This is a genomic window from Streptomyces sp. NPDC034670, assembly GCF_055574875.1.
Window position 1 is genome coordinate 225361 of record NZ_JBVITR010000001.1, and the last position, 21712, is coordinate 247072.

Annotated in this window: 18 protein-coding genes and 2 pseudogenes; 13 read left to right on the forward strand and 7 right to left on the reverse strand. The window is 72.7% G+C overall.

Annotated elements, in window-relative coordinates:
• Positions 1–46: 46 nt before the first annotated feature.
• Positions 47–955, forward strand: coding sequence for a DUF1963 domain-containing protein (locus ACZ56B_RS01000; protein ID WP_468784855.1), 909 nt, complete (start codon positions 47–49; stop codon positions 953–955).
• 399 nt (positions 956–1354) lie between these two features.
• Here the strand turns inward: ACZ56B_RS01000 and ACZ56B_RS01005 are convergent, their stop codons facing one another.
• Positions 1355–2293: a DUF1963 domain-containing protein gene (locus ACZ56B_RS01005; protein ID WP_166025880.1), complete on the reverse strand. Its 939-nt coding sequence runs from the start codon at positions 2291–2293 to the stop codon at positions 1355–1357.
• Between the two features lie 182 nt (positions 2294–2475).
• On the opposite strand from ACZ56B_RS01005, the gene ACZ56B_RS01010 reads away from it, so the two are divergent.
• Complete coding sequence (locus tag ACZ56B_RS01010; protein WP_166025849.1) at positions 2476–2652, forward strand: hypothetical protein; 177 nt, start codon at positions 2476–2478, stop codon at positions 2650–2652.
• 33 nt (positions 2653–2685) lie between these two features.
• Here ACZ56B_RS01010 and ACZ56B_RS01015 read toward each other — a convergent pair.
• Positions 2686–3069 (reverse strand): annotated as a pseudogene (locus ACZ56B_RS01015) (ISAzo13 family transposase); the annotation flags it as partial.
• A 17-nt stretch (positions 3070–3086) separates the two neighbouring features.
• Here ACZ56B_RS01015 and ACZ56B_RS01020 point away from each other — a divergent pair.
• The 5 genes and pseudogenes from ACZ56B_RS01020 (at position 3087) to ACZ56B_RS01040 (ending at position 7499) form a co-directional block, all read left to right on the forward strand.
• A pseudogene (locus ACZ56B_RS01020) lies at positions 3087–4124 on the forward strand (IS110 family RNA-guided transposase).
• Positions 4125–4156: 32 nt separating this feature from the next.
• A complete protein-coding gene (gene pcaDC, locus ACZ56B_RS01025) occupies positions 4157–5452 on the forward strand; it encodes a bifunctional 3-oxoadipate enol-lactonase/4-carboxymuconolactone decarboxylase PcaDC (protein WP_468784857.1) in 1296 nt (431 codons plus the stop codon).
• An 89-nt stretch (positions 5453–5541) separates the two neighbouring features.
• The gene (locus ACZ56B_RS01030) at positions 5542–6174 is read left to right on the forward strand and encodes an MBL fold metallo-hydrolase (protein WP_468784859.1); all 633 of its coding nucleotides are present in this window, start codon (positions 5542–5544) and stop codon (positions 6172–6174) included.
• Positions 6175–6226: 52 nt separating this feature from the next.
• Positions 6227–7006 carry an exodeoxyribonuclease III gene (locus tag ACZ56B_RS01035; protein WP_468784861.1) on the forward strand — a complete coding sequence of 260 codons (780 nt, stop codon included), beginning with the start codon at positions 6227–6229 and terminating at the stop codon, positions 7004–7006.
• Between the two features lie 85 nt (positions 7007–7091).
• Complete coding sequence (locus ACZ56B_RS01040; RefSeq protein ID WP_468784863.1) at positions 7092–7499, forward strand: DUF6278 family protein; 408 nt, start codon at positions 7092–7094, stop codon at positions 7497–7499.
• Between the two features lie 330 nt (positions 7500–7829).
• On the opposite strand, the gene ACZ56B_RS01045 is transcribed toward ACZ56B_RS01040, so the two are convergent.
• Positions 7830–8597 (reverse strand): hypothetical protein, encoded by a 768-nt coding sequence (locus ACZ56B_RS01045; RefSeq protein WP_468784865.1) that lies wholly within the window; start codon positions 8595–8597, stop codon positions 7830–7832.
• 160 nt (positions 8598–8757) lie between these two features.
• On the opposite strand from ACZ56B_RS01045, the gene ggt reads away from it, so the two are divergent.
• The gene (gene ggt / locus ACZ56B_RS01050; protein ID WP_468784867.1) at positions 8758–10566 is read left to right on the forward strand and encodes a gamma-glutamyltransferase; all 1809 of its coding nucleotides are present in this window, start codon (positions 8758–8760) and stop codon (positions 10564–10566) included.
• 104 nt (positions 10567–10670) lie between these two features.
• Here ggt and ACZ56B_RS01055 read toward each other — a convergent pair whose 3' ends face one another.
• Entirely contained in the window at positions 10671–13199 is a 2529-nt protein-coding gene (locus ACZ56B_RS01055; protein ID WP_468785020.1) for an ATP-dependent Clp protease ATP-binding subunit, read from the reverse strand.
• A gap of 216 nt (positions 13200–13415) precedes the next feature.
• Positions 13416–14186, reverse strand: a complete 771-nt coding sequence (map, locus tag ACZ56B_RS01060; RefSeq protein ID WP_468784869.1) for a type I methionyl aminopeptidase — start codon at positions 14184–14186, stop codon at positions 13416–13418.
• 33 nt (positions 14187–14219) lie between these two features.
• Here map and ACZ56B_RS01065 point away from each other — a divergent pair, with 33 nt between their 5' ends.
• From ACZ56B_RS01065 to ACZ56B_RS01085, 5 genes are all read left to right on the forward strand, one after another.
• Entirely contained in the window at positions 14220–14498 is a 279-nt protein-coding gene (locus tag ACZ56B_RS01065; RefSeq protein WP_468784871.1) for a helix-turn-helix domain-containing protein, read from the forward strand.
• Between the two features lie 165 nt (positions 14499–14663).
• Complete coding sequence (locus ACZ56B_RS01070; protein WP_468784873.1) at positions 14664–15506, forward strand: nitrilase-related carbon-nitrogen hydrolase; 843 nt, start codon at positions 14664–14666, stop codon at positions 15504–15506.
• Positions 15503–16789 (forward strand): aspartate aminotransferase family protein, encoded by a 1287-nt coding sequence (locus ACZ56B_RS01075; protein ID WP_468784875.1) that lies wholly within the window; start codon positions 15503–15505, stop codon positions 16787–16789. The genes ACZ56B_RS01070 and ACZ56B_RS01075 overlap by 4 nt, the downstream gene beginning before the upstream one ends.
• Positions 16790–16915: 126 nt before the next feature.
• Positions 16916–18316: a dihydropyrimidinase gene (gene hydA, locus ACZ56B_RS01080; RefSeq protein ID WP_468784877.1), complete on the forward strand. Its 1401-nt coding sequence runs from the start codon at positions 16916–16918 to the stop codon at positions 18314–18316.
• Between the two features lie 11 nt (positions 18317–18327).
• Positions 18328–19329 carry a TIGR03842 family LLM class F420-dependent oxidoreductase gene (locus ACZ56B_RS01085; protein WP_468784879.1) on the forward strand — a complete coding sequence of 334 codons (1002 nt, stop codon included), beginning with the start codon at positions 18328–18330 and terminating at the stop codon, positions 19327–19329.
• A 121-nt stretch (positions 19330–19450) separates the two neighbouring features.
• On the opposite strand, the gene ACZ56B_RS01090 is transcribed toward ACZ56B_RS01085, so the two are convergent.
• Together ACZ56B_RS01090 and ACZ56B_RS01095 are read right to left on the reverse strand one after the other, a co-directional pair.
• A complete protein-coding gene (locus ACZ56B_RS01090; RefSeq protein ID WP_468784881.1) occupies positions 19451–20380 on the reverse strand; it encodes a CAP domain-containing protein in 930 nt (309 codons plus the stop codon).
• Positions 20381–20947: 567 nt separating this feature from the next.
• Positions 20948–21616 (reverse strand): hypothetical protein, encoded by a 669-nt coding sequence (locus ACZ56B_RS01095; RefSeq protein WP_468784883.1) that lies wholly within the window; start codon positions 21614–21616, stop codon positions 20948–20950.
• Between the last annotated feature and the right edge of the window lie 96 nt (positions 21617–21712).

Genomic DNA, 21712 nt, shown 5'->3' on the forward strand with positions numbered 1-21712 from the left:
CTTCGTGGACAACTGGACCAGCACCGTCGGCCCCTCCGGAGATCCTGTGGGGCAGACGTCCCGCAGCAGCGCCTTCCGGGCCTTCGCCCGGCGGCACGGAGTCTCCGACGACGCCATCACCCGCCTGCTGTGGAGCATGGAGCCGGCGGTGTACTTCGACTGGAAGGCCCCGGGGAGTGTCCGGCCCGATGACCGGGTGATCGGTTACATCGGAGGGGCGCCGGAGCTGCCCCTGGACATGGAGTGGGACATGGGCGACGTCTTCGTCGCCTCCTTCGACCTCGCGGCGGTGCCCCGGACGCTGTTCGACGACAGGCTGCCCCGGGAGGGGCATCTCCTGCTGTTCACCTGGTCGGACGCGGGCGGCGGCAAGGCGCTCTACATACCGCCCGGGACCGAGACGGCTGTGGCCCCGGTGCCCGTCCCGAGCGCACTGGACCTGCGTCTCGGGTCCTCCCACATGGTGCTGGAGCGCAGGACCATGGTGGCCTCCCGCGACGACGCCTGGGACGCCCACGCCTGGCTGATCGGCGAGGAGTACGGGGGCATCTGGGACGAGGTGGAGGACGAGGAGGCCGAGTGGCACGCTCGGCTGGAGGCCGCCGTCGAGGAGTACGCCGCCAAGGTCGGCGTCCGGCCGGCCATGAACAACAGCACTGACAAACTGCGGGGGGTGCAGCGGAACGTCCACGACAGCTGGGACTACGTCACCGAGGCGTTCCAGCGTCTGCGGGAGGAGGCGGTCCTCGCACTCCGGGACGACCCGGAGCGGTTCGACGAGGTGTACGACCGGGCGTGGCGGGAGCTGCCCGAACAACCGCTGTTGCACCTCGCGACCTTCAACATGGAGTCGCTGCAGTACGGCTGGATGGACGGTGACATCAGCTGGTTGATCAGCCGCGACGACCTCCACGCCAGACGGTTCGACAAGGTCGAGCACCACTGGCTGGGCTGACCCCGGCGGCTCGCGCACACGCCCCCGCGCGATCGCCTCGCATGAGACGGTCCGTCGCTGGTGTGTCACGTTCGGACAGACCTACGCCGACGCGCTCCGCCGTCGGCATCTCCGGTCCGGGGTGGCCGGTGCACGAACCACCGGTCCGTCGACGGCCGCCCCGCGCCCGTCTTCCGGTACCGGGAGCGGTCGAAGAGCGGTCGGCAGCGATGCTCGCCAGGCGGATGATGAGCACCGTGCCGACGCGGACGCCGGTGTCGAGTAGGGCCTCGACGGCGCCCGTCGGGCAGTCGGCGAGATGGAGCAATGATGCGGGTCGGTCGGCTGCGCGAACTGAGCTTCCGACCTGGGCGCACGGCTCCGACACCCGCCGGGCGTAGCAGGGAGAAGAGGGAATATTCAGCAGTAATAGGACTGCATGACGCGGTCGAAGCGCTGCGCCAGAAGGTCCTCACGGCGGATGATCCAACTCACCTCGCCGTCGCCGGTGTCGAACATTTCGGACTCGCCGAACTCCAAGAGGTTCAGCCAGGGGCCGCCCTCCTTCCACCACGCTTTCTCCAGACCCTCGGCATACAGCTCGTCGAACCTCTCCGGCGTATTCCTCAGCGTGACCACAGCTTCTTCGCACCGGTCCAAGAACTCCCTGCCGTACTGGCACCAGTAGTCCCGAGGACTCAACAACTCCCCCCGCAGGGTGCAGGTCCGGTGCACGAAGGGGATGCTCCCGACTCGCTCGGCGTACTCCGTGATCGCCTCCAGAAGCGGACGGAGCGTCTCCCTGTCGTCCTCGTGGACGTCATCGAGGTCAGGCATCAGAGCCCGGGGATGGTCGTACTGGTGCTCGGGAGCCCATGTCCAGCCCAGGGGGTCCCATGATGTACCGGGGCGGTAGACCAGTGTCCGGCGCTTAAGGACCTGTGTTGTCCACGTGTTGTACGGGGCAATGACCGAGACGCCCGCGGGTGCGGGTCGTACGGTCGTCTCGGTGCCTGGCGGTACGTACACCACCGGTGCGGACTCGTCGTCCTCGTAGCCGACGTTCGTGAAGAACAGGAGGTGTCCCTCACGGGGAAGATTGAGGGACAGGGGCTGCTCCGGTATCGCGGCCAGGTCCAGGCCGGCGACATAGACTTCCCCGCCCTCCCAGGGAACACCGGTGGGCAGCTCGGGCAGGCCGCCGGTGTGACCGACCACGATGTCGTGAGGGCCGACAGCCGCCGGATCGACCATGTCGAGGTGTACGGACGGCTGCATGCACCACATGATGCGGGTGATGGCCTCATCGGAGACGCCGTGTTCACAGGCGAAAGCCCGGAACTCGTCTGTGTATGACATACCGTCATCCTCACACCTGCCACTGACATGCCATGCGCTCGGGTTTCGTCAGCGGACCGCGTGCGAGGCACCTTTCCGGTGCCGTCGGCATGCTCTCGGCCGGCTGGCATCCGGGCAGCTGGGGCCGTCGGCCAGTAGGGCCGTGCCATCGGCGTACCAAGCGAGGAACTGCGGCACTCAAAGTGGACCTGGCCGCGGAGGAGGGCGCAGTAGCCGAACCGGCCGTCTCATCATGCCCACCACATCCGGGCCGCGGCAGCACGATCACCCGGAGCCTGTCCGGCGTCCAACTCGTCGCCTCCAACGCCCATGCCGGCCTGGTGGACGCGATCGACGCGGTCCTGTCCGGCGCCTCCTGACAGCGCTGCCGCACCCACTGAAGCCGTAAGGATTCAACCTGTCGGGGTGGCGCCTTCGCTTTGTGCTGCGGTGAGGAGATCAGCGGCGGATCGGTAGCGGGTACTGGCCGGAGACGGGAGGAGTTCGGCTTCGGCGAGCGGGGGGCGGATCTCGCGGACCGTGTTGCCGATCGAGAATTGCTGACGTCGTCCAACGCCTCGGCGAGGACGTCCATAGATCACAACTTGCGCAGATGCAGGATAGTGAGGACGACGGGCTCTTCGTCGCCGATCTTCTTGGGGAAGACGCCGCCGCGGCTGCCCGGCTGGCGGTCGGCGCCTCGGCGCTGGTAGGCGGCCCGTTCGGTCTGAGTGCGACATGCCGGTCAGGCTCGGATGGGACAGGTTCTTCATGATCGAGGTGCGTCGCGGCGTCCGTTTGGCGCGGGGTCGTCCTGGGCGTGGACACGCACGGCGAGGTGCATGTCGCCGCCGTGATCTCCCCGCTCGGGAAGGTCCTGGGAACCGAGTCCCTTCCCGCGACGGCGGCCGGTTACCGACAACTGCGTGTCTGGGCCCGCAAGCGGGGGACGGTGCGCCGGGCCGGCGTGGAGGGCACGGGCACCTTCGGTGCGGGCCTGTCCCATTATCTGCTCGCTCAGCAGATTCAGGTGTTCGAAGTGAACCGGCCCGACCGCTCTGCCCGCCGGCTGCTCGGCAAGTCGGACCCGCTCGATGCCCAGGCCGCAGCGCGAGCCGTGCTCAGCGGTCGAGCCCGATCCCGGGCGAAATCCGGCGACGGTCCGGTGCACAGCGCTCGGATCTACAAACTCGCCAAGGACTCCGCGGTCAAGGCCCGCACCCAGGCAATCAACCAGCTCAAAGCCGTCCTGATCATCGCCGACCCCGCCCTGCGGGAACGCATGTCGAGCCTCGGCAACGCCGAGCTGTTCCGCACCTGTGCGCGCCTCGGCCCGCACGATGGTGGTGGGGGAGACGAGGACGCGGTGGCCCAGGCCACCCACATGACATTACGCATGCTCGCCGAACGCATCGAGCAGCTCACCGGACAGATCAATGAGCTGAACCAGCGACTGACCTGGCTCGTCGAACGCCACGCGCCGCAACTGCTCGTACCGGTGGGTATCGGTCCGGACAGCGCCATCACCCTGCTGATCACCATGGGGGACAACCCTGAGCGGCTCAACACCGAAGCGTCCTTGGCTGCCCTTTGCGGAGTCAACCCCATCGAGTGCTCCTCCGGCCGGCGGAGCACGCGCCGGCTCAACCACGGCGGCGACCGGCAGGCCAACGCCGCCCTGCACCGCATCGTCTTCACCCGCCTGCGTCACGACCCACGCACCCAGGAGTACTACGAACGCCGCACTCAGGAGGGCTAGACCCGATGTGAAATCATCCGATGCCTCAAGCGATACGCAGCCCGCGAGGTCTTCAACCTGGTCAGACTGGCTTTTCGCACCCCTGCGTTATAGGGGCGTCCGTGAGACGTGAGAGGGTCTGACGCGTGAGTGAGACACCGCCGAACACCCTGCAATACCGCTTTGACGGGCCGGAAGAGGCCCCGGTCCTGATCCTGGGTCCCTCACTGGGTACCACATGGCACATGTGGGACCGGCAGATCCCCGAGCTGACCCGGCAGTGGCGGGTCTTCCGGTTCGACCTGCCGGGGCACGGCGGCGCCCCCGCGTACCCCGCGACCTCGGTCGCCGACCTCGCCGCGCGGCTGCTCGCCACCCTCGACGGCCTCGGTGTGCAGCGCTTCGGCTACGCGGGCTGCGCGCTCGGCGGCGCCGTCGGCATCGAACTGGCCCTGCGCCACCCCGAGCGCCTCGCCTCCCTCGCGCTGATCGCCGCCTCGCCCCGCTTCGGCACGGCGGACGAGTTCCGCCAGCGCGGGGTCGTCGTGCGCACCAACGGCCTCGACCCCATCGCCCGCTCCGCGCCGGACCGGTGGTTCACCGGCGGGTTCGCCGCCGCCCAGCCCGCGATCACCGAGTGGGCCGTGCAGATGGTGCGCACCACCGACCCCGGCTGCTACATCGCCGCCTGCGAGGCGCTCGCCTCCTTCGACGTGCGTCCCGAACTCGGCAGCATCGGCGTGCCGACCCTGGTGCTGGTCGGCTCGGAGGACCAGATCACCGGCCCCGCCGAGGCGCGCACCCTGGTCGCCGGCGTCCCGGACGCCCGGCTCGCCGTCGTGCCGGGCGCCTCCCACCTGGTGCCGGTGGAGCAGCCCGCCGCCGTCACCGACCTGCTGGTGAGGCACTTCTCCACCGCCTGGCAGCCCGGGTTCGAGAGCGCCACCGGCCACACCGTCCTGCCCGCGTCGGCCGCGCCGGTGCCGGTCGCCGCCCCGCCGCAGCCCGCTCCCGTCGCCGAGATCGCCCCGCCCGCCGCGGCGCCGCCGGCGCAGGGCAGGCCCGACCCGTACGACACCGGGATCAAGGTCCGCCGGGAGGTGCTGGGCGACGCGCACGTCGACGGGGTGCTGGCCCGGGCCGAGGGGTTCTCGGGCGACTTCCAGGAGTTCGTCACCCGGTACGCCTGGGGCGAGGTCTGGGACCGGCCCGGGCTCGACCGGCGCACCCGCAGCTGCGTCACCCTCGCCGCCCTGGTCGCCGGCGGCCACCTGGAGGAGCTGGCCTCCCACACCCGGGCCGCCCTGCGCAACGGCCTCACCCCGGACGAGATCGGGGAGGTGCTGCTCCAGACGGCCGTGTACTGCGGCGTCCCGGCGGCGAACAGCGCGTTCCGGGTGGCCCAGCGGGTCGTCCGCGAGGAGACCACGCCCCCGGAGTGATCCCGGGGCGGTCCCGGGCGGTCCGGAACGATCCCGGAGAGATCCCCGGGCGCCCCGCGCGGCGACGGGCCCGGGGGCAGGATGGAGACATGAAGCTCACGAAGATGTCGCACTCCTGCGTCCGCCTGGAGAAGGACGGCTGCACCCTCGTCCTCGACCCCGGCGGGTTCAGCGAGGAGGACGCGGCCGTCGGCGCGGACGCCGTCCTGGTCACGCACGAGCACCCGGACCACTTCGACGAGGGCCGGCTGCGCGCCGCCCTGGAGGCGAACCCGGCCGCCGCGGTCTGGACCCTGAAGTCGGTCGCGGAGCGGATCTCGGCGGCGTTCCCGGGCCGGGTGCACACCGTCGGCCACGGCGACACCTTCACCGCCGCGGGCTTCGACGTCCAGGTCCACGGCGAACTGCACGCGGTGATCCACCCGGACATCCCGCGCGTCACCAACGTGGGCTACCTGGTCGACGGGAGGCTCTTCCACCCCGGTGACGCGCTCACCGTCCCCGACCACCCGGTCGAGACGCTGATGCTGCCCGTCATGGCCCCCTGGAACAAGATCTCGGAGGTCATCGACTACGTCCGCGAGGTCCGGCCGCAGCGCGCCTACGACGTCCACGACGCCCTGCTCACCGACCTCGCCCGCCCGATCTACGACCGTCAGATCGGCGCCCTCGGCGGCACCGAGCACCTCCGGCTCGCGCCCGGGTCGTCGACCCCGCTGTGAGCCCGCGGGCAGCGGTCGGGGGTTGTCACCGGGGCCGGGTAGGTTGTGGGGCATGCGCATCGCCACCTGGAACGTGAACTCGATCACCGCCCGCCTGCCGAGGCTCCTGGCCTGGCTGGAGAGCAGCGGCACGGACGTGCTGTGCCTCCAGGAGGCCAAGGTCGCCGAGGACAGGTTCCCGGCCGAGCAGCTGCGCGAGCTGGGCTACGAGTCGGCGGTGCACGCCACCGGCCGGTGGAACGGCGTGGCGGTGCTCTCCCGCGTCGGCCTCGACGACGTCGTCAAGGGCCTGCCCGGCGGTCCCGGCTACGAGGGCTCCGAGGAACCGCGCGCCGTCTCCGCCACCTGCGGCCCGGTCCGCGTCTGGTCGGTCTACGTGCCCAACGGCCGGGAGGTGGGCCACCCCCACTACGCGTACAAGCTCCAGTGGTTCGAGGCCCTGAAGGCGGCCGTGGCCGGCGACGCGGCGGGCGACCGCCCCTTCGCGGTCCTGGGCGACTACAACGTGGCCCCGACCGACGACGACGTCTACGACCGGGCCGCCTTCGAGGGCCTGACCCACGTCACCCCCGCCGAGCGCGCCGCCCTGGCCGCCCTGCGCGGGACCGGCCTGTCCGACATCGTCCCGCGCCCGCTCAAGTACGAGCACCCGTTCACGTACTGGGACTACCGCCAGCTCGCCTTCCCGAAGAACCGCGGCATGCGCATCGACCTGGTGTACGGCAACGAGCCGTTCGCCAAGGCGGTCACCGACTCCTACGTCGACCGTGAGGAGCGCAAGGGCAAGGGCGCCTCGGACCACGCGCCGGTCGTGGTGGACCTGGACCTGTAGCCCTGCGGCCCGCGCCCCCCGTCCGGCCCGTCCGGTTCCGCGCGCCCTGTGGTGCGGAAGACGGTACGAATGACAGGCTGGAGGTATGAACATCCCTTTCCTGGGCAATCGGCGGCGGAAGATCGGGTTCCCCGGTGCCGAGGGAATCGCGGACCTCCTCGCGGAGTGCGCGCTGCTGCGCTCCCAGGCCTACCGGGCGGGCGTCCGACTGGACGACTCCCCGGCCTCGTTGGAGGCGCTGGACCAACTGGTGCCGGGCTGGCGGGACGACGAGGAGACCCTGACCTGGCTGGGCAACGACGCCGGGCTGTACCTGGGTTCCGTCATCGTGCGCACCGTGCCCGGGGCCGCCTGGGAGATCCGGCCCGACGGGCAGCCCGTCGTACGGCTCGCCTCCGGCCGGGAGTTCGACGTCGTGAGCTCCGGGCACACCTGGGCCGCCCACGGCGTGCCCGAGCTGTCGCAGCTGTACGCCGAGGTCGCGGAGGCGTGAGGTCCCCCGGGGACCTCCGCCCCGAGAGCCTCGCGCACTGAGCGGGGGTGACGCCCGCGGGACCGCCCGTGCGGACCTCGACTAGGATGTTCCCTCCGTCCCGGTGGGGGAGGGGTCCTCGCCGCAGGGGCGGGGACGCCGCCGTCGGGAGGGGCCCACCGCCCCCGGCCCGCGGGGAGCGGCGGTTCACATCGGCCAGTCCCGTCCGGCGGCAGCCGGAGATCACTGCTCGCGCGGCGGACCCGACCCGCAGGACGGGTCGTCCGCCGCCGAGGAGAAGGTCAGCTGCGCGCCGGGCGGGTTGCGCTCGATGCGGGGCGCCGGAGCGCCTCAGGGCGCCCGGTGCGAGGTGCGCGGAGCGGCGGGATCGGCGGGGCCGGTCAGCGGGGTCCGCGCCGCCCGGGTCACGTCGGCGACCAGTTCGACCACATCGGGGCCGTACGCCTGCGAGTTGATCACCTTCAGCAGCAGGACGAAGGAGCCGGAACCGTGCTTGCGGGCCAGCCGCTCGTGGTTGCGGGCGAGGTAGCGGGTGGCGGCCTGGTTGGTGATCGCGCGCTGGCCGCAGAACAGGAACACCGGCCGGACGTCGTCCCGTTGACCGGCGGTCAGCCGGGCCAGCAGGACGTACTCGGTGACGCCCGGGTCCATGCGGTAGCGCTCGGCGCCTATCTGGAAGGCGCCCCGGTCCGGGCCCGGTTCCGGGTCGACGTTGACCCGCACGCCCGGCAGCATCGCCGCCATGTGGGCCACCATCCGCCGGTTCGAGCCCGGGCCGCCCACGCAGAACTCGGTCCGCTCGCCGAACCCCTGGTGCACCGCGTCCTGCGTCACCATCTGCACGTGCGCCCCGCAGTCCTTGATCAGCGCGGCCAGCTCCAGCAGCGCGAACACGTCGAAGCGGTGCACCGCGGGCTCCGCCGCGGCCGGGTCGCGGTTGACGACGAGCAGCGACTCGGAGTTCTCCGGCAGGCCGAAGAAGGCCCGCTTGCGCCGGAGCCTGCGCTTCCACAGGTAGGTGCGGGCCAGCCAGCCCAGCGCGGCGCTGATGCCGGCGGCCACCACGCCCAGAACGATGTTGCGCACGTCGTCAGTCATGGGCGCGCATGGTAGCGGGCCCGCGCGGACCCGTGTTCGACAGCCGGATGCTCCGTCCGGGCGCACGGCAGGGGCTCCGGGACGGCACGCCCGCGAGGTTCCTGACGGGGTCATGCTGACTGGACTAGGCTGCGCTGACGACCTGTCACCGGAGGTGCGGATGCGTCGCCCTGTCGTTCGGAAACTGATGGTGCCGGCGGTCTGCGCCGCCGTGGTCTCGGTGGGGGCCGCGGCACCCCCCGCCCAGCACGGCACGCCCGCCGACCGCGCCCCCGGGGCCCCGGTCGCCGTCGGGTACGGCGGCGCGGTCGCCAGCGTCGACGCCGACGCCACCGCCGCCGGGATCGAGGTCCTGCGCGCCGGCGGCAACGCCGTCGACGCGGCCGTCGCCACCGCCGCCGCGCTCGGCGTCACCGAGCCCTACTCGGCCGGCATCGGCGGGGGCGGCTACTTCGTCCACTACGACGCCCGCTCCCGCACCGTGCACACCCTCGACGGCCGCGAGACCGCCCCGCTGACCGCCGACGCCGGCCTGTTCCTGGAGGACGGCACGCCGATCCCGTTCGCCGAGGCCGTCGGCAGCGGTCTCGCCGTCGGCACCCCGGGCACGCCCGCCACCTGGCAGCGCGCGCTCGACGCCTGGGGCAGCAGGACGCTCGCGGCGGTCCTGAAACCCGCCGAACGGCTCGCCCGCGACGGCTTCACCGTCGACGAGACCTTCCGCGCGCAGACCGCCGCCAACGAGACCCGCTTCCGCCGCTTCCCCGACACCGCCGAACTGTTCCTGCCGGGCGGCGAACTCCCGGCCGTCGGCTCCACCTTCAAGAACCCCGACCTGGCCCGCACCTACGCCGAGCTGCGCCGCGAGGGCGTCGACGCGCTGTACCGGGGCGGCATCGGCCGGGACGTCGTGAACACGGTGAACAAACCGCCGGTGGACCCCGGTTCGGGCTGGAACGCCCGCCCCGGCGACCTGTCCGCCCGCGACCTCGCCGCCTACCGCGCCAAGCTCCAGCCGTCCACGAAGACCTCCTACCGGGGCCTGGACGTCCACTCCGTCGCCCCGTCCTCCTCCGGCGGCACCACGGTCGGCGAGGCGCTCAACATCCTGGAGCGGACCGACCTCTCCGGGGCGAGCGAGGTCCGGTACCTGCACCGCCTCATCGAGGCGAGCCGCATCGCGTTCGCGGACCGCGGCCGCTGGGTCGGCGACCCCGCCTTCGAGGACGTACCGGCGAAGGAACTGCTCTCGCAGCGGTTCGCCGACGCGCGGGAGTGCCTGATCGAGGACGACGCCGTCCTCACCAGCCCGCTCGCCCCCGGCGACCCGCGCGACCCGCGGCCCTGCGCGCCGGGCGGGACGGCGGCCCCGACGACGTACGAGGGCGAGAGCACCACGCACCTCACCACCGCCGACCGGTGGGGCAACGTCGTCGCCTACACCCTCACCATCGAGCAGACCGGGGGCAGCGGCATCACCGTGCCCGGTCGCGGGTTCCTGCTCAACAACGAGCTGACCGACTTCTCCTTCGCCCCGGCGAACCCGGCCGTGCACGACCCGAACCTGCCGGGCCCCGGCAAGCGGCCCCGGTCCTCCATCGCCCCGACGATCGTGCTCGACCGGCACGACCGGCCGGTGGTGGCCCTCGGCTCGCCCGGCGGCGCCACCATCATCACCACCGTGCTGCAGGTCCTCACCGGCTTCCTCGACCGCGGGCTGCACCTGGCCGACGCGATCGCCGCGCCGCGCGCCAGCCAGCGCAACACGGAGCGGACGGACCTCGAACCCGGCCTGTACGACAGCGCCCTGCGGCAGCGTCTGGAGGCCGTCGGGCACGTGTTCCGGGAGAACCCCGAGATCGGCGCGGCCACGGGCGTCCAGCGCCTGCCGGACGGCCGGTGGCTCGCGGCGGCGGAGAAGGTGCGCAGGGGCGGCGGCTCGGCGATGGTCGTGCGCCCGGCGCGGTAGGCGTCCCGCGGCGGAGCGGCACGACGGCGCGCCCTCCGGTGACACGGGGCGGGGGGCCGGGGAAACCCCCCGGGGGCCCCCCCCCGTGCCGTCCGCCCGGCGGCTCACAGCTCGACGGCCGGCGTCTCCCGGGTGCGGAAGTCGAGTCCGCCGTCGCGCGCGTCCACCGTCACCCGGCCGCCCTCCTCGACCCGGCCGTCCAGCAGCAGCCGGGAGAGCCGGTTGTCGACCTCGCGCTGGATGGTGCGGCGCAGCGGCCGGGCGCCGTACTCGGGCTGGTGGCCGCGCTCGGCCAGCCAGTCCACGGCCGCGTCGGTGAACTCGACCGCGATCCCCTGGCCCTTCAGCCTGCGCCGGGTGCCCTCCAGCAGCAGGTCGGTGATCTGCCGCAGCTCCTGGGCGGTGAGCTGGCGGAAGACCACGATCTCGTCGATCCGGTTGAGGAACTCGGGCCGGAAGTGCTCCCGCAGCGGCCGCAGGACCTGCTCGCGCCGCGCCTCCTCGTCCGCGTCCGAACCGCCGGACGCGAAACCCAGGGACGCCCCGCGCCGGGTGATCATCTCGGAGCCGAGGTTGCTGGTCATCACGATGACGGTGTTGGTGAAGTCCACCGTCCGGCCCTGCGCGTCGGTCAGCCGGCCGTCGTCGAGGACCTGGAGCAGGATGTTGAAGACGTCCGGGTGCGCCTTCTCCACCTCGTCGAGCAGCAGCAGCGAGTACGGGTGCCGGCGCACCACCTCGGTCAGCTGCCCGGCCTCCTCGTGCCCCACGTACCCGGGCGGGGCGCCGACCAGCCGGCTGACCGTGTGCCGCTCCTGGTACTCGCTCATGTCGAGGCGCACCATCCGGTCCTCGCTGCCGAACAGCGCCTCGGCGAGCGCCCGCGCCAGCTCCGTCTTGCCGACGCCCGTCGGCCCGAGGAACAGGAAGCTGCCGATCGGCCGGTCGGGGCTGGCCAGGCCCGCGCGGGAGCGCAGCACCGCGTCCGAGACGACGCGCACCGCCTCGTCCTGGCCGACGACCCGCTGGTGCAGGTGCTGCTCCAGACCGAGCAGCCGGTCCTTCTCCTGCTCGGTGAGACGGCTGACCGGGATGCCGGTCTGCCGGGACACCACCTCGGCGATCGCCTCGGCGTCCACCCACAGGCTCTGTCCCTCGTCGACCTCGCCGTCGCCGCCGGCCTGGGCGATCCGCCGCTTCAGCTCCGTGATGCGGTCCCGCAGCTGCGTGGCCTGTTCGTACTGCTCGTCGGCGACCGCCTGGTCCTTGTCACGGGTCAGCTGTTCGACCTCGTGCTCCATGGCCCGCACGTCGGTGCCCTTGGTGCGGGACCGCAGCCGCACCCGGGCGCCGGCCTGGTCGATGAGGTCGATGGCCTTGTCCGGCAGGCGGCGGTCGCTCAGATAGCGGTCGGACAGCTCCACGGCCGCCACCAGCGCCTCGTCGGTGTAGCGGACCTGGTGGTGGGCCTCGTACCGGTCCTGGAGGCCGCGCAGGATCTCGATCGCGTCCGCGGGGGTCGGCTCGGGCACCAGGATCGGCTGGAAGCGGCGGGCCAGCGCCGCGTCCTTCTCGATCCGGCGGTACTCCTCCAGTGTGGTCGCGCCCACGACGTGCAGCTCACCGCGGGCCAGGGCCGGCTTGAGGATGTTGCCGGCGTCCAGCGAGCCGCTCTCACCGCCCCCTCCGGCGCCGACGACGGTGTGCAGCTCGTCGATGAAGATGATCAGCCGGTCGGAGTGGGCGCGGATCTCCTCGACGATGGTGTTCATCCGCTCCTCGAAGTCGCCCCGGTAGCGGGTTCCGGCGACCACGCCCGTCAGGTCCAGGGCGACCACCCGCCGCCCGAGGAGCACGTCGGGCACGTCCCCCTCGGCGATCCGCTGGGCCAGCCCTTCCACGACGGCGGTCTTGCCGACGCCCGCGTCACCGATCAGCACCGGGTTGTTCTTGCCGCGCCGGGAGAGCACCTCGACGGTCTGCTCGATCTCCTGCTCCCGTCCGATCACCGGGTCGATGCGGCCCTCGCGGGCCAGCTCGGTGAGGTCGCGGCCGTACTTGTCCAGGGTCGGCGTGCCCGTCGCGGGGCGCGGCCGCTCGGCACGGGACGGCGCGGCCTCCGGTGTCTCCGGCGGGCCGGAGGGGGTGAACCGGGCCGCGTTGAGGATGTGCCCGGCGGCCGAGTCGGGGTTGGCCGCCAGGGCGCTGAGCACGTGCTCCGGACCGATGTAGCCGGTGCCGCTGGCCCGGGCCATCTCGTGCGCGTCCAGCAGGGCCCGCTTGACGGCGGGGGTCAGGGAGAGCGAGGTCGGCGGCGGGGCGTCACCGGGCCCGTGCTGCGCCGGCCCCGAGCGGTCGTCGATCTGCGCCGCCAGCGAGTCGGGATCCGCGCCCGCCCGGCTGAGCAGACTCCGGGTCGGCTCGGCGGCGAGCGCGGCGCGCAGCAGGTGCTGGGTGTCCAGGTCCCGGCTGCCGTGCTCGGCGGCGTACTGGGCCGCGCCGCGCACCAGCTCCCGGGCCGGCTGGCTGAGCAGCCGGCCGATGTCGATCTGGCGGGGGCGCGGTCCGCCGAAGAAGCGCGCGAGGAATTCTGCGAACGGGTCACCCTCCGGGCCGATGAAGCCACTCGTCATCGTCATCCGTTCCTTCGCTGGGTCGACGTGCCGGGGCCGGGTAACCCGGCCGGGGCTCGCTCATGCCCACGATGACACGATCCGTTCGGGTGGGCATGTCCGGGTTTCGGGTGTTCCCGGCGCTCCGGCGTTCCCGGCGCGGGCGGTGCGGGACACCCCCGGTTCCCGGCCCCTTCCCGCTCCCCGGGGCGCCGCAGGAGGCACGGCCGCCCGCGGTCAGCGGCGGGCGGTGAGGACGCGGGGGCCCGCTTCCGTGATCGCCACCGTGTGCTCCACGTGGGCCGCGCGCGAGCCGTCGTCGGTGCGGAGGGTCCAGCCGTCCGGGGCCGCGCGGTAGGCGTCGGTGCCGCCGCCGATGAGCATGGGTTCGATCGCGAGGACCATGCCGTGCCGCAGGGGCATGCCCCTGCCCGGCCGGCCCTCGTTCGGCACGGGCGGGTCCTCGTGCATGCGGCGGCCGATGCCGTGGCCGCCGAAGTCCTCCATGACGCCGTACCCCGCGCCGCGGCACACCGTGCCGATCGCGTGCGCGATGTCGCCGATGCGGTTGCCGACGACGGCCGCCGCGATGCCCGCCGCGAGCGCCCGCTCGGCGGTCTCGACCAGCGTCACGTCGGCCGGACGCGGGGTGCCCACGATGAAACTGATCGCCGAGTCCCCGGCCCAGCCGCCCAGTTCGGCGCCGCAGTCGACGGAGACGAGGTCGCCGTCGCGCAGCCGGTACCCGTCCGGGATGCCGTGCACGATCGCGTCGTTGACGGAGGCGCAGATCACGGCGGGGAACGGGGTCGGGGCGAAGGAGGGCCGGTAGCCCAGGAAGGGCGAGGTCGCGCCCGCCGCGCGCAGCACGTCCCGCGCCACCTCGTCCAGCTCCAGCAGGGAGACGCCCACGCCGGCGGCCTTCCGCACGGCCGTCAGCGCGCTCGCGACGACCTGGCCGGCCTCGTGCATGGCATCGATCGATGTGTCGGTCTTCAGCTCCACCATGCCAATTACTATACCGGTATTAGAATGGGTGCCATGGTGCGCACCCCCTTGACCCCCGAAGAGCGTGAACGCGGCGAGCGGCTCGGCCGGCTGCTGCGCGAGGCGCGCGGCGACCGCAGCATGACGGAGGTCGCGGCACGCGCCGGGATCTCCCCGGAGACCCTCCGGAAGATCGAGACCGGACGGGCCCCGACCCCGGCGTTCTTCACCGTGGCCGCGCTGGCCGGCGCGCTCGGCCTGTCGATGGACGAGCTGGCGGGACGCTGCGCGGCGGACGCCCCGGGCGCCGCGAGCGAGCCGGCCGCCGCCTGAGCCGGCCCCCGGCGCCGCGACTCACCCACCGGGGTGTGAAACGCGATCGACTCCGCGGCCCGGCGGCGATGGTCTTGGCAAGCCCGCCCGAGAGGCATACGTTCGTCCCTCTACGACCGTTTCCACAGGCGTAGCGGGGCTGACATCGCGTCGAAGGAGCAGCTCATGGCCAACGTCGTACGCGCCGCTCTGGTCCAGGCGACCTGGACCGGCGACACCGAGTCCATGCTGGCGAAGCACGAGGAGCACGCCCGTGAGGCGGCCCGGCAGGGCGCCGGGATCATCGGTTTCCAGGAAGTCTTCAACTCCCCCTACTTCTGTCAGGTCCAGGACCCCGAGCACTACCGCTGGGCCGAGCCCGTGCCCGACGGCCCGACCGTCCTGCGGATGCGGGAACTCGCCCGCGAGACCGGCATGGTGATCGTCGTGCCGGTGTTCGAGGTCGAGCGGTCGGGCTTCTACTACAACACCGCCGCGGTGATCGACGCCGACGGCACCGTCCTCGGCAAGTACCGCAAGCACCACATCCCGCAGGTGAAGGGCTTCTGGGAGAAGTTCTACTTCCGGCCCGGCAACCTCGGCTGGCCGGTCTTCGACACCGCCGTCGGCAAGGTCGGCGTCTACATCTGCTACGATCGCCACTTCCCCGAGGGGTGGCGGCAACTCGGCATCAACGGCGCCCAGTTGGTGTACAACCCGTCCGCCACGCACCGCGGCCTGTCGGCCCACCTGTGGCGGCTGGAGCAGCCGGCGGCGGCCGTCGCCAACGAGTACTTCGTCGCCGCGATCAACCGCGTGGGCCGGGAGGAGTACGGGGACAACGACTTCTACGGCACCTCGTACTTCGTCGACCCGCGCGGGCAGTTCGTCGGCGACGTCGCCGACGACGGCAAGGAGGAACTCGTGGTCCGCGACCTGGACTTCGACCTCATCGAGGAAGTGCGCCGGCAGTGGGCCTTCTACCGCGACCGCCGCCCCGACGCCTACGAGGGGCTGGTGCGGCCGTGACCGACGACCTGCTGGGCCGCCACCGCTCGGTGCTCCCGGACTGGCTCGCCCTCTACTACGACAGGCCCCTGGAGATCACCCACGGCGAGGGCCGCCACGTCTGGGACGCACGGGGCAACCGCTACCTCGACTTCTTCGGCGGCATCCTCACCACCATGACCGCCCACGCCCTGCCCGAGGTGACCAAGGCGGTCAGCGAGCAGGCCGGGCGGATCCTGCACTCCTCCACCCTCTACCTCAACCGGCCGATGGTGGAACTCGCCGAACGCATCGCCCAGTTGAGCGGAATCCCGGACGCCCGGGTGTTCTTCACCACCTCCGGCACCGAGGCCAACGACACCGCCCTGCTGCTCGCCACCACCTACCGGCGCAGCAACACGGTCCTGGCGATGCGCAACAGCTACCACGGCCGCTCCTTCAGCGCCGTCGGCATCACCGGCAACCGCGGCTGGTCCCCGACCTCGCTGTCCCCGCTGCAGACCCTGTACGTCCACGGCGGCGTGCGCACCCGCGGCCCGTTCGCCGCCCTCGACGACCACGCCTTCGTCGCGGCCTGCGTCGACGACCTCAAGGACCTGCTCGGCCACACCCGCCCGCCCGCCGCGCTGATCGCCGAGCCGATCCAGGGCATCGGCGGCTTCACCTCGCCGCCCGACGGACTGTACGCGGCCTTCCGCGAGGTGCTGCACGAACGGGGCGTCCTGTGGATCGCCGACGAGGTGCAGACCGGCTGGGGCCGCACCGGTGAGCACTTCTGGGGCTGGCAGGCGCACGGCCGCAGCGGCCCGCCCGACATCGTGACCTTCGCCAAGGGCATCGGCAACGGCATGTCCATCGGCGGCGTCATCGCCCGCTCCGAGATCATGAACTGCCTGGACGCGAACAGCATCTCCACGTTCGGCGGCACCCAGGTCACCATGGCGGCGGGCCTGGCCAACCTCACCTACCTGCTGGAACACGACCTCCAGGGCAACGCCCGCCGGGTCGGCGGCCTGCTCATCGAACGGCTGCGGGCCGCCGCCGCCCGGGTCCCGGCGGTGCGGGAGGTGCGCGGGCGCGGACTGATGATCGGCATCGAGCTGACGAAGCCCGGCACCGACGAGGCCCACCCCGAGGCGGTGTCCGCCGTCCTCGAGGCGGCCCGCGCGAGCGGCCTGCTCATCGGCAGGGGCGGCGGGCACGACACCAGCGCCCTGCGCATCGCCCCGCCGCTCACCCTCAACGTCGCGGAGGCCGAGGAGGGCGCCGCGATCCTCGAGGACGCCCTGCGGAGCACGCTGTAGCACCGGCTCGAGCGAGCGGGCGGGCCGCGGGGGCGGGACCGCCCTCCCCGCGGCCACCGCCGCGCGGACGTGGCCGGCCGCCGACGGCCCGCACCTTTCCACCACAACCCAGCGGAGCGTGAACGCATGAGCCGTACCGTCATCCGTGGTGGCCTCGTCATCACCGCCTCCGACGAGATCCACGCCGACCTCCTGATCGAGGACGGCCGCATCGCCGCCCTCGCCGCCTCCGGCACCCCGGCCGCCGGGGCCTTCACCGCCGACCGGACGGTCGACGCCACCGGGAAGTACGTCATCCCGGGCGGCGTCGACGCCCACACCCACATGGAGCTGCCCTTCGGCGGCACCTTTGCCTCCGACACCTTCGAGACCGGCACCCGGGCCGCCGCCTGGGGCGGCACCACCACCATCGTCGACTTCGCCGTCCAGGGCGTCGGCCGCTCCCTGCGCGAGGGCCTGGACGCCTGGCACGCCAAGGCCGAGGGCAACTGCGCCGTCGACTACGGCTTCCACATGATCGTCTCGGACGTCAACGCCGGGACGCTGAAGGAGATGGACCTCCTGGTGGAGGAAGGGGTCACCTCCTTCAAGCAGTTCATGGCGTATCCGGGGGTGTTCTACTCCGACGACGGCCGGATCCTGCGCGCCATGCAGCGCGCCGCCGGGAACGGCGGACTGATCATGATGCACGCCGAGAACGGCATCGCCATCGACGTGCTCGTCGAGCAGGCGCTGGCCCGCGGCGAGACCGACCCGCGGTACCACGGCGAGGTCCGCAAGGCCCTGCTGGAGGCCGAGGCCACCCACCGCGCCGTCCGGCTCGCGCAGGTCGCGGGCGCCCCGCTGTACGTCGTGCACGTCTCCGCCGCCGAGGCGGTCGCCGAACTGGCCCGGGCCCGCGGCGAGGGCCGGCCCGTGTTCGGCGAGACCTGCCCGCAGTACCTGTTCCTGTCCACCGACAACCTCGCCGAGCCGGACTTCGAGGGCGCCAAGTACGTGTGCAGCACGCCGCTGAGGCCGAAGGAGCACCAGGCCGCGCTGTGGAGGGGCCTGCGCACCGACGACCTCCAGGTGGTCTCCACCGACCACTGCCCCTTCTGCTTCACCGGGCAGAAGGAACTCGGCCGGGGCGACTTCTCCAGGATCCCCAACGGTCTGCCGGGCGTCGAGAACCGCATGGACCTGCTGCACCAGGCCGTCCTCGACGGGCACATCTCCCGCCGCCGCTGGATCGAGATCGCCTGCGCCGCCCCGGCCCGGATGTTCGGCCTGTACCCGAAGAAGGGCACCCTCGCGCCGGGCGCCGACGCCGACGTCGTGATCTACGACCCGCACGCCGAGCAGGTCATCTCCGCCGAGACCCACCACATGAACGTCGACTACTCGGCCTACGAGGGCAAGCGGGTCACCGGCCGCGTCGAGACCGTCCTCTCGCGCGGCGAACCCGTCATCACCGAGCGGGAGTACACCGGACGCGCCGGACACGGCGTCTACACCCCGCGGTCCACCTGCCAGTACCTCGACTAGGAGCGGTGCGCATGGACTTCGGACTCGTACTGCAGACCGACCCGCCGGCCTCGCGGGTCGTCAGCCTGATGCAGCGCGCCGAGCGGAGCGGCTTCACCCACGGCTGGACCTTCGACTCCGCCGTGCTGTGGCAGGAGCCGTTCGTCATCTACAGCCAGATCCTGGCCAACACCACGGAACTGAAGGTCGGCCCGATGGTCACCAACCCGGGCACCCGCACCTGGGAGGTCACCGCCTCCACCTTCGCCACCCTCAACGACATGTTCGGCAACCGCACCGTCTGCGGCATCGGCCGCGGCGACTCCGCGATGCGCGTGGCCGGACGCAGGCCCGGCACCCTGGCCCGCCTCGGCGAGGCGATCGACGCGATCCGCGACCTCGCCGAGGGGCGCGAGGCCGAGGTCGACGGGCAGCCGCTGCGGATCCCCTGGGTGCGGGACGGGAAGCTGCCCGTCTGGATGGCGGCGTACGGGCCGAGGGCGCTCGCCCTCGCCGGACGGAAGGCCGACGGCTTCATCCTCCAGCTCGCCGACCCCTACCTGACCGGGTGGATGGTGAAGGCCGTGCGCGCCGCGGCCGCGGAGGCGGGCCGCGACCCCGGCTCCGTCACCGTCTGCGTGGCCGCCCCGGCGTACGTCGGTGACGACCTGGCGCACGCCCGCGAGCAGTGCCGCTGGTTCGGCGGCATGGTCGGCAACCACGTCGCGGACCTGGTCGCCCGCTACGGCGCGCACTCGGACCTGGTCCCCGAGGCGCTGACGTCGTACATCGAGGGACGGCGGGGCTACGACTACGGCCACCACGGGCGGGCCGGCAACCCGTCCGCGGACTTCGTCCCCGACGAGATCGTCGACCGGTTCTGCCTGCTCGGCCCGGCCGAGGCGCACGTCGAGAAGCTGAAGGCGCTGCGTGAACTGGGGGTGGACCAGTTCGCCGTGTACGACATGCACGACGCGCAGGAGAGGACGATCGACGCCTACGGTGCGGAGATCATCCCGGCGCTCGACCGCTGACCGGCGCGTCCGCCGGGGGCGCGCCCGCGACCGCGGCCGTCCCGCACCGCGGGGGCCCGCCGCCGGTCCCGTCCTGGCGGTACCGGTGGCGGCCCCGGGGCGCGGGCGGGCGTACGGGGCCTTACCGGGCGGTGCCGAAGTTCTGGGTCCAGTAGGAGCCGGGCTGCGCGAGGCCGACGCCGATCTCCTTGAACGCGCAGTTGAGGATGTTCTCCTTGTGGCCGGGGCTGGCCATCCAGCCGGCCATCACCTTCTCGGGGGTGGAGTAGCCGTAGGCGACGTTCTCGCCGTAGGTGCTCCAGTCGTAGCCGGCGCGGGTGATGCGCTCGGCGGGCGAGGAGCCGTCCGAGCCGGTGTGCGACATGGTGCGGCTCGCCGCCATGTCCTCGCTGTGCTTCTGCGCGGCCTCGGTCAGGGTGGCGTTCACCTTCACCGGGGAGCAACCGACCTTGCTCCGCTCGGTGTTGACGAGCGCCACGACCTCGGCGACGGCACCGGAGGCCTCGGCGCCACCCGTCGGGGCGGGGGTCGGGGCACCGGTGGTGGGCTCGGGGGCGGCCGTGGTGGGCTTCGGGGCCGGAGCGGTGGGCTCCGGGGCGCCGGCGGCGGGCTTCGAAGCCGTGGAGGTGGGCTTCGGGGCGCCGGCGGCGGGCTTCGGGGCCGCGGTGGTGGGCCTGGAGGCGGGCGTGGAGGCGGATGCCCCGGGGGCCGGCTTCTTCGGCTTGTGCGACTTGTACGGCTTCTGCGTCTTCTGCGACTCGTGCGACGAGTCGGCGCCGTCCCGCTTCGGCGCGCCGTCCCTCGACGGGCTCGCGGTGGCGGACGGCGTCCTTGACGGCGCCGCCGTGGGCTCCTCGTCCTGGCCGCTCCACGGGCGGAACCGGTCGGTGCGGTCCCGCCGGTCGTCGGCCGCGGCGGTGTCCTGCTGCCGCTGCCCGCCGCCGGGCCAGTCGGTACAGGCCATGGCGACCGAGGGTATGCCTATGACGCCCAGGGCGGCGGCCGCGACGACCGTCCGCCGGTACTTCTTGTGGTGGCGATGCTTTCCCATGAGTGACCTCACCCCTTGTCCGGAGGTTCGTCATTCTTGGGACGGCTCCGCGCCGGGCGCAAAGGGCCGGGATACTACTGCGCCTCGTAGGCCCGCGGGGGTCTTGCGGCGGGCGGGGGAGCGTGCCGCCCCGCCCGCGACGGTCCCTCCGCGGTGCCTGCCGACCCGTCAGGAGCCCCCGTGCGGCGGGAGAACGGGGACTTCCGGTTCCCGGCCGGGTCACCACCCGCCCCGGCTCGTTCCGGGTTCACGCCAAGACGGACAAATCCCTTATGTCACCGGAGCGGGTCCTACTAAACGGCCTGCGTAGATCGGGAAGCGGCGTGAGGGATGTCACGGAACCATGGATTCCGGATCGGCGTCGGGGGCCGGGGAGCGTGCCCGCGGGTCCCGGCGGCGGCCGGGACGTCCCGGGCCGGGGCGGGGCCGGCCCGGAGCCGGGCGGAGTCGGGCGGAGTCGGGCCGGGCCGGGACGGAAGAGGGCGGGCGGAGAGGGGGGCGGGGCAGGAGGGAGCGGGGCGGCCGGGCGGGCGGACGGCCCGCCCGGCGCGGCCCGAGGGGGCCGGGTCAGCCCCGTCCCTTCTCCAGGGCCGCCATCGCCTCCTTGGCGGCCTTGATGGCGCCCTTGTTGATCTCGTCCGTGCCGGGCGCCTTCTTCGACTCGAAGTCGCTGCCGTTGTACGTCACGACCACCAGCGCGTTGGAGGCGCGGACCACCACCGAGCCCTCCCGGGTCTCCTGCTTGTCCTCGGTGGTCAGGTTCACCACGGAGTACGCGGCGTCGCCGAGCCCGGGGACGGCGCCCCCGCCGCTCCTGTCCTTCAGGCGGCCCTCGTAGGACCGCTCCGCCGCCTCGTCCGACGCCAGCACCTCGAAGGACACGTCGAGCCAGCGGTACTCGTAGCCCTCGAGCGCGTTCCAGGAGCAGGTGCGGCGCAGTTCCGGGTCCGTGGAGGGGATCTCCTTGCCGGCCGTCTTGGCGCCCGGCACGAGGGACTTGACGGTCCCCTCCGCCAGCGCGGTGCACGGCGCGGGCGCGGCGGGGTAGGTCTTCACCGCCTGGGTCGCCGAGGGGGCGGCGGAGGACTGGGTCTCCGTCCTCCGGGCGGGCTTCTCGTCCTCCGCGGCCTGCGGCGCGGACGACGGGCCGGAGGACAGCGCCCAACCCGCCGCGGCGAGGACGACCACCGGGGACAGGCGTGCGGTCAGGGCGAGCGGCAGGGGCAAGGAACGCACGGCGCACTTCTCGTGGGGGACGGTGCGGAGGGGGGCCCGCACAGCGGACGGGACGCCAGTGTCACACGCATTGTTGTGACGGGAAAGGCCCAACTC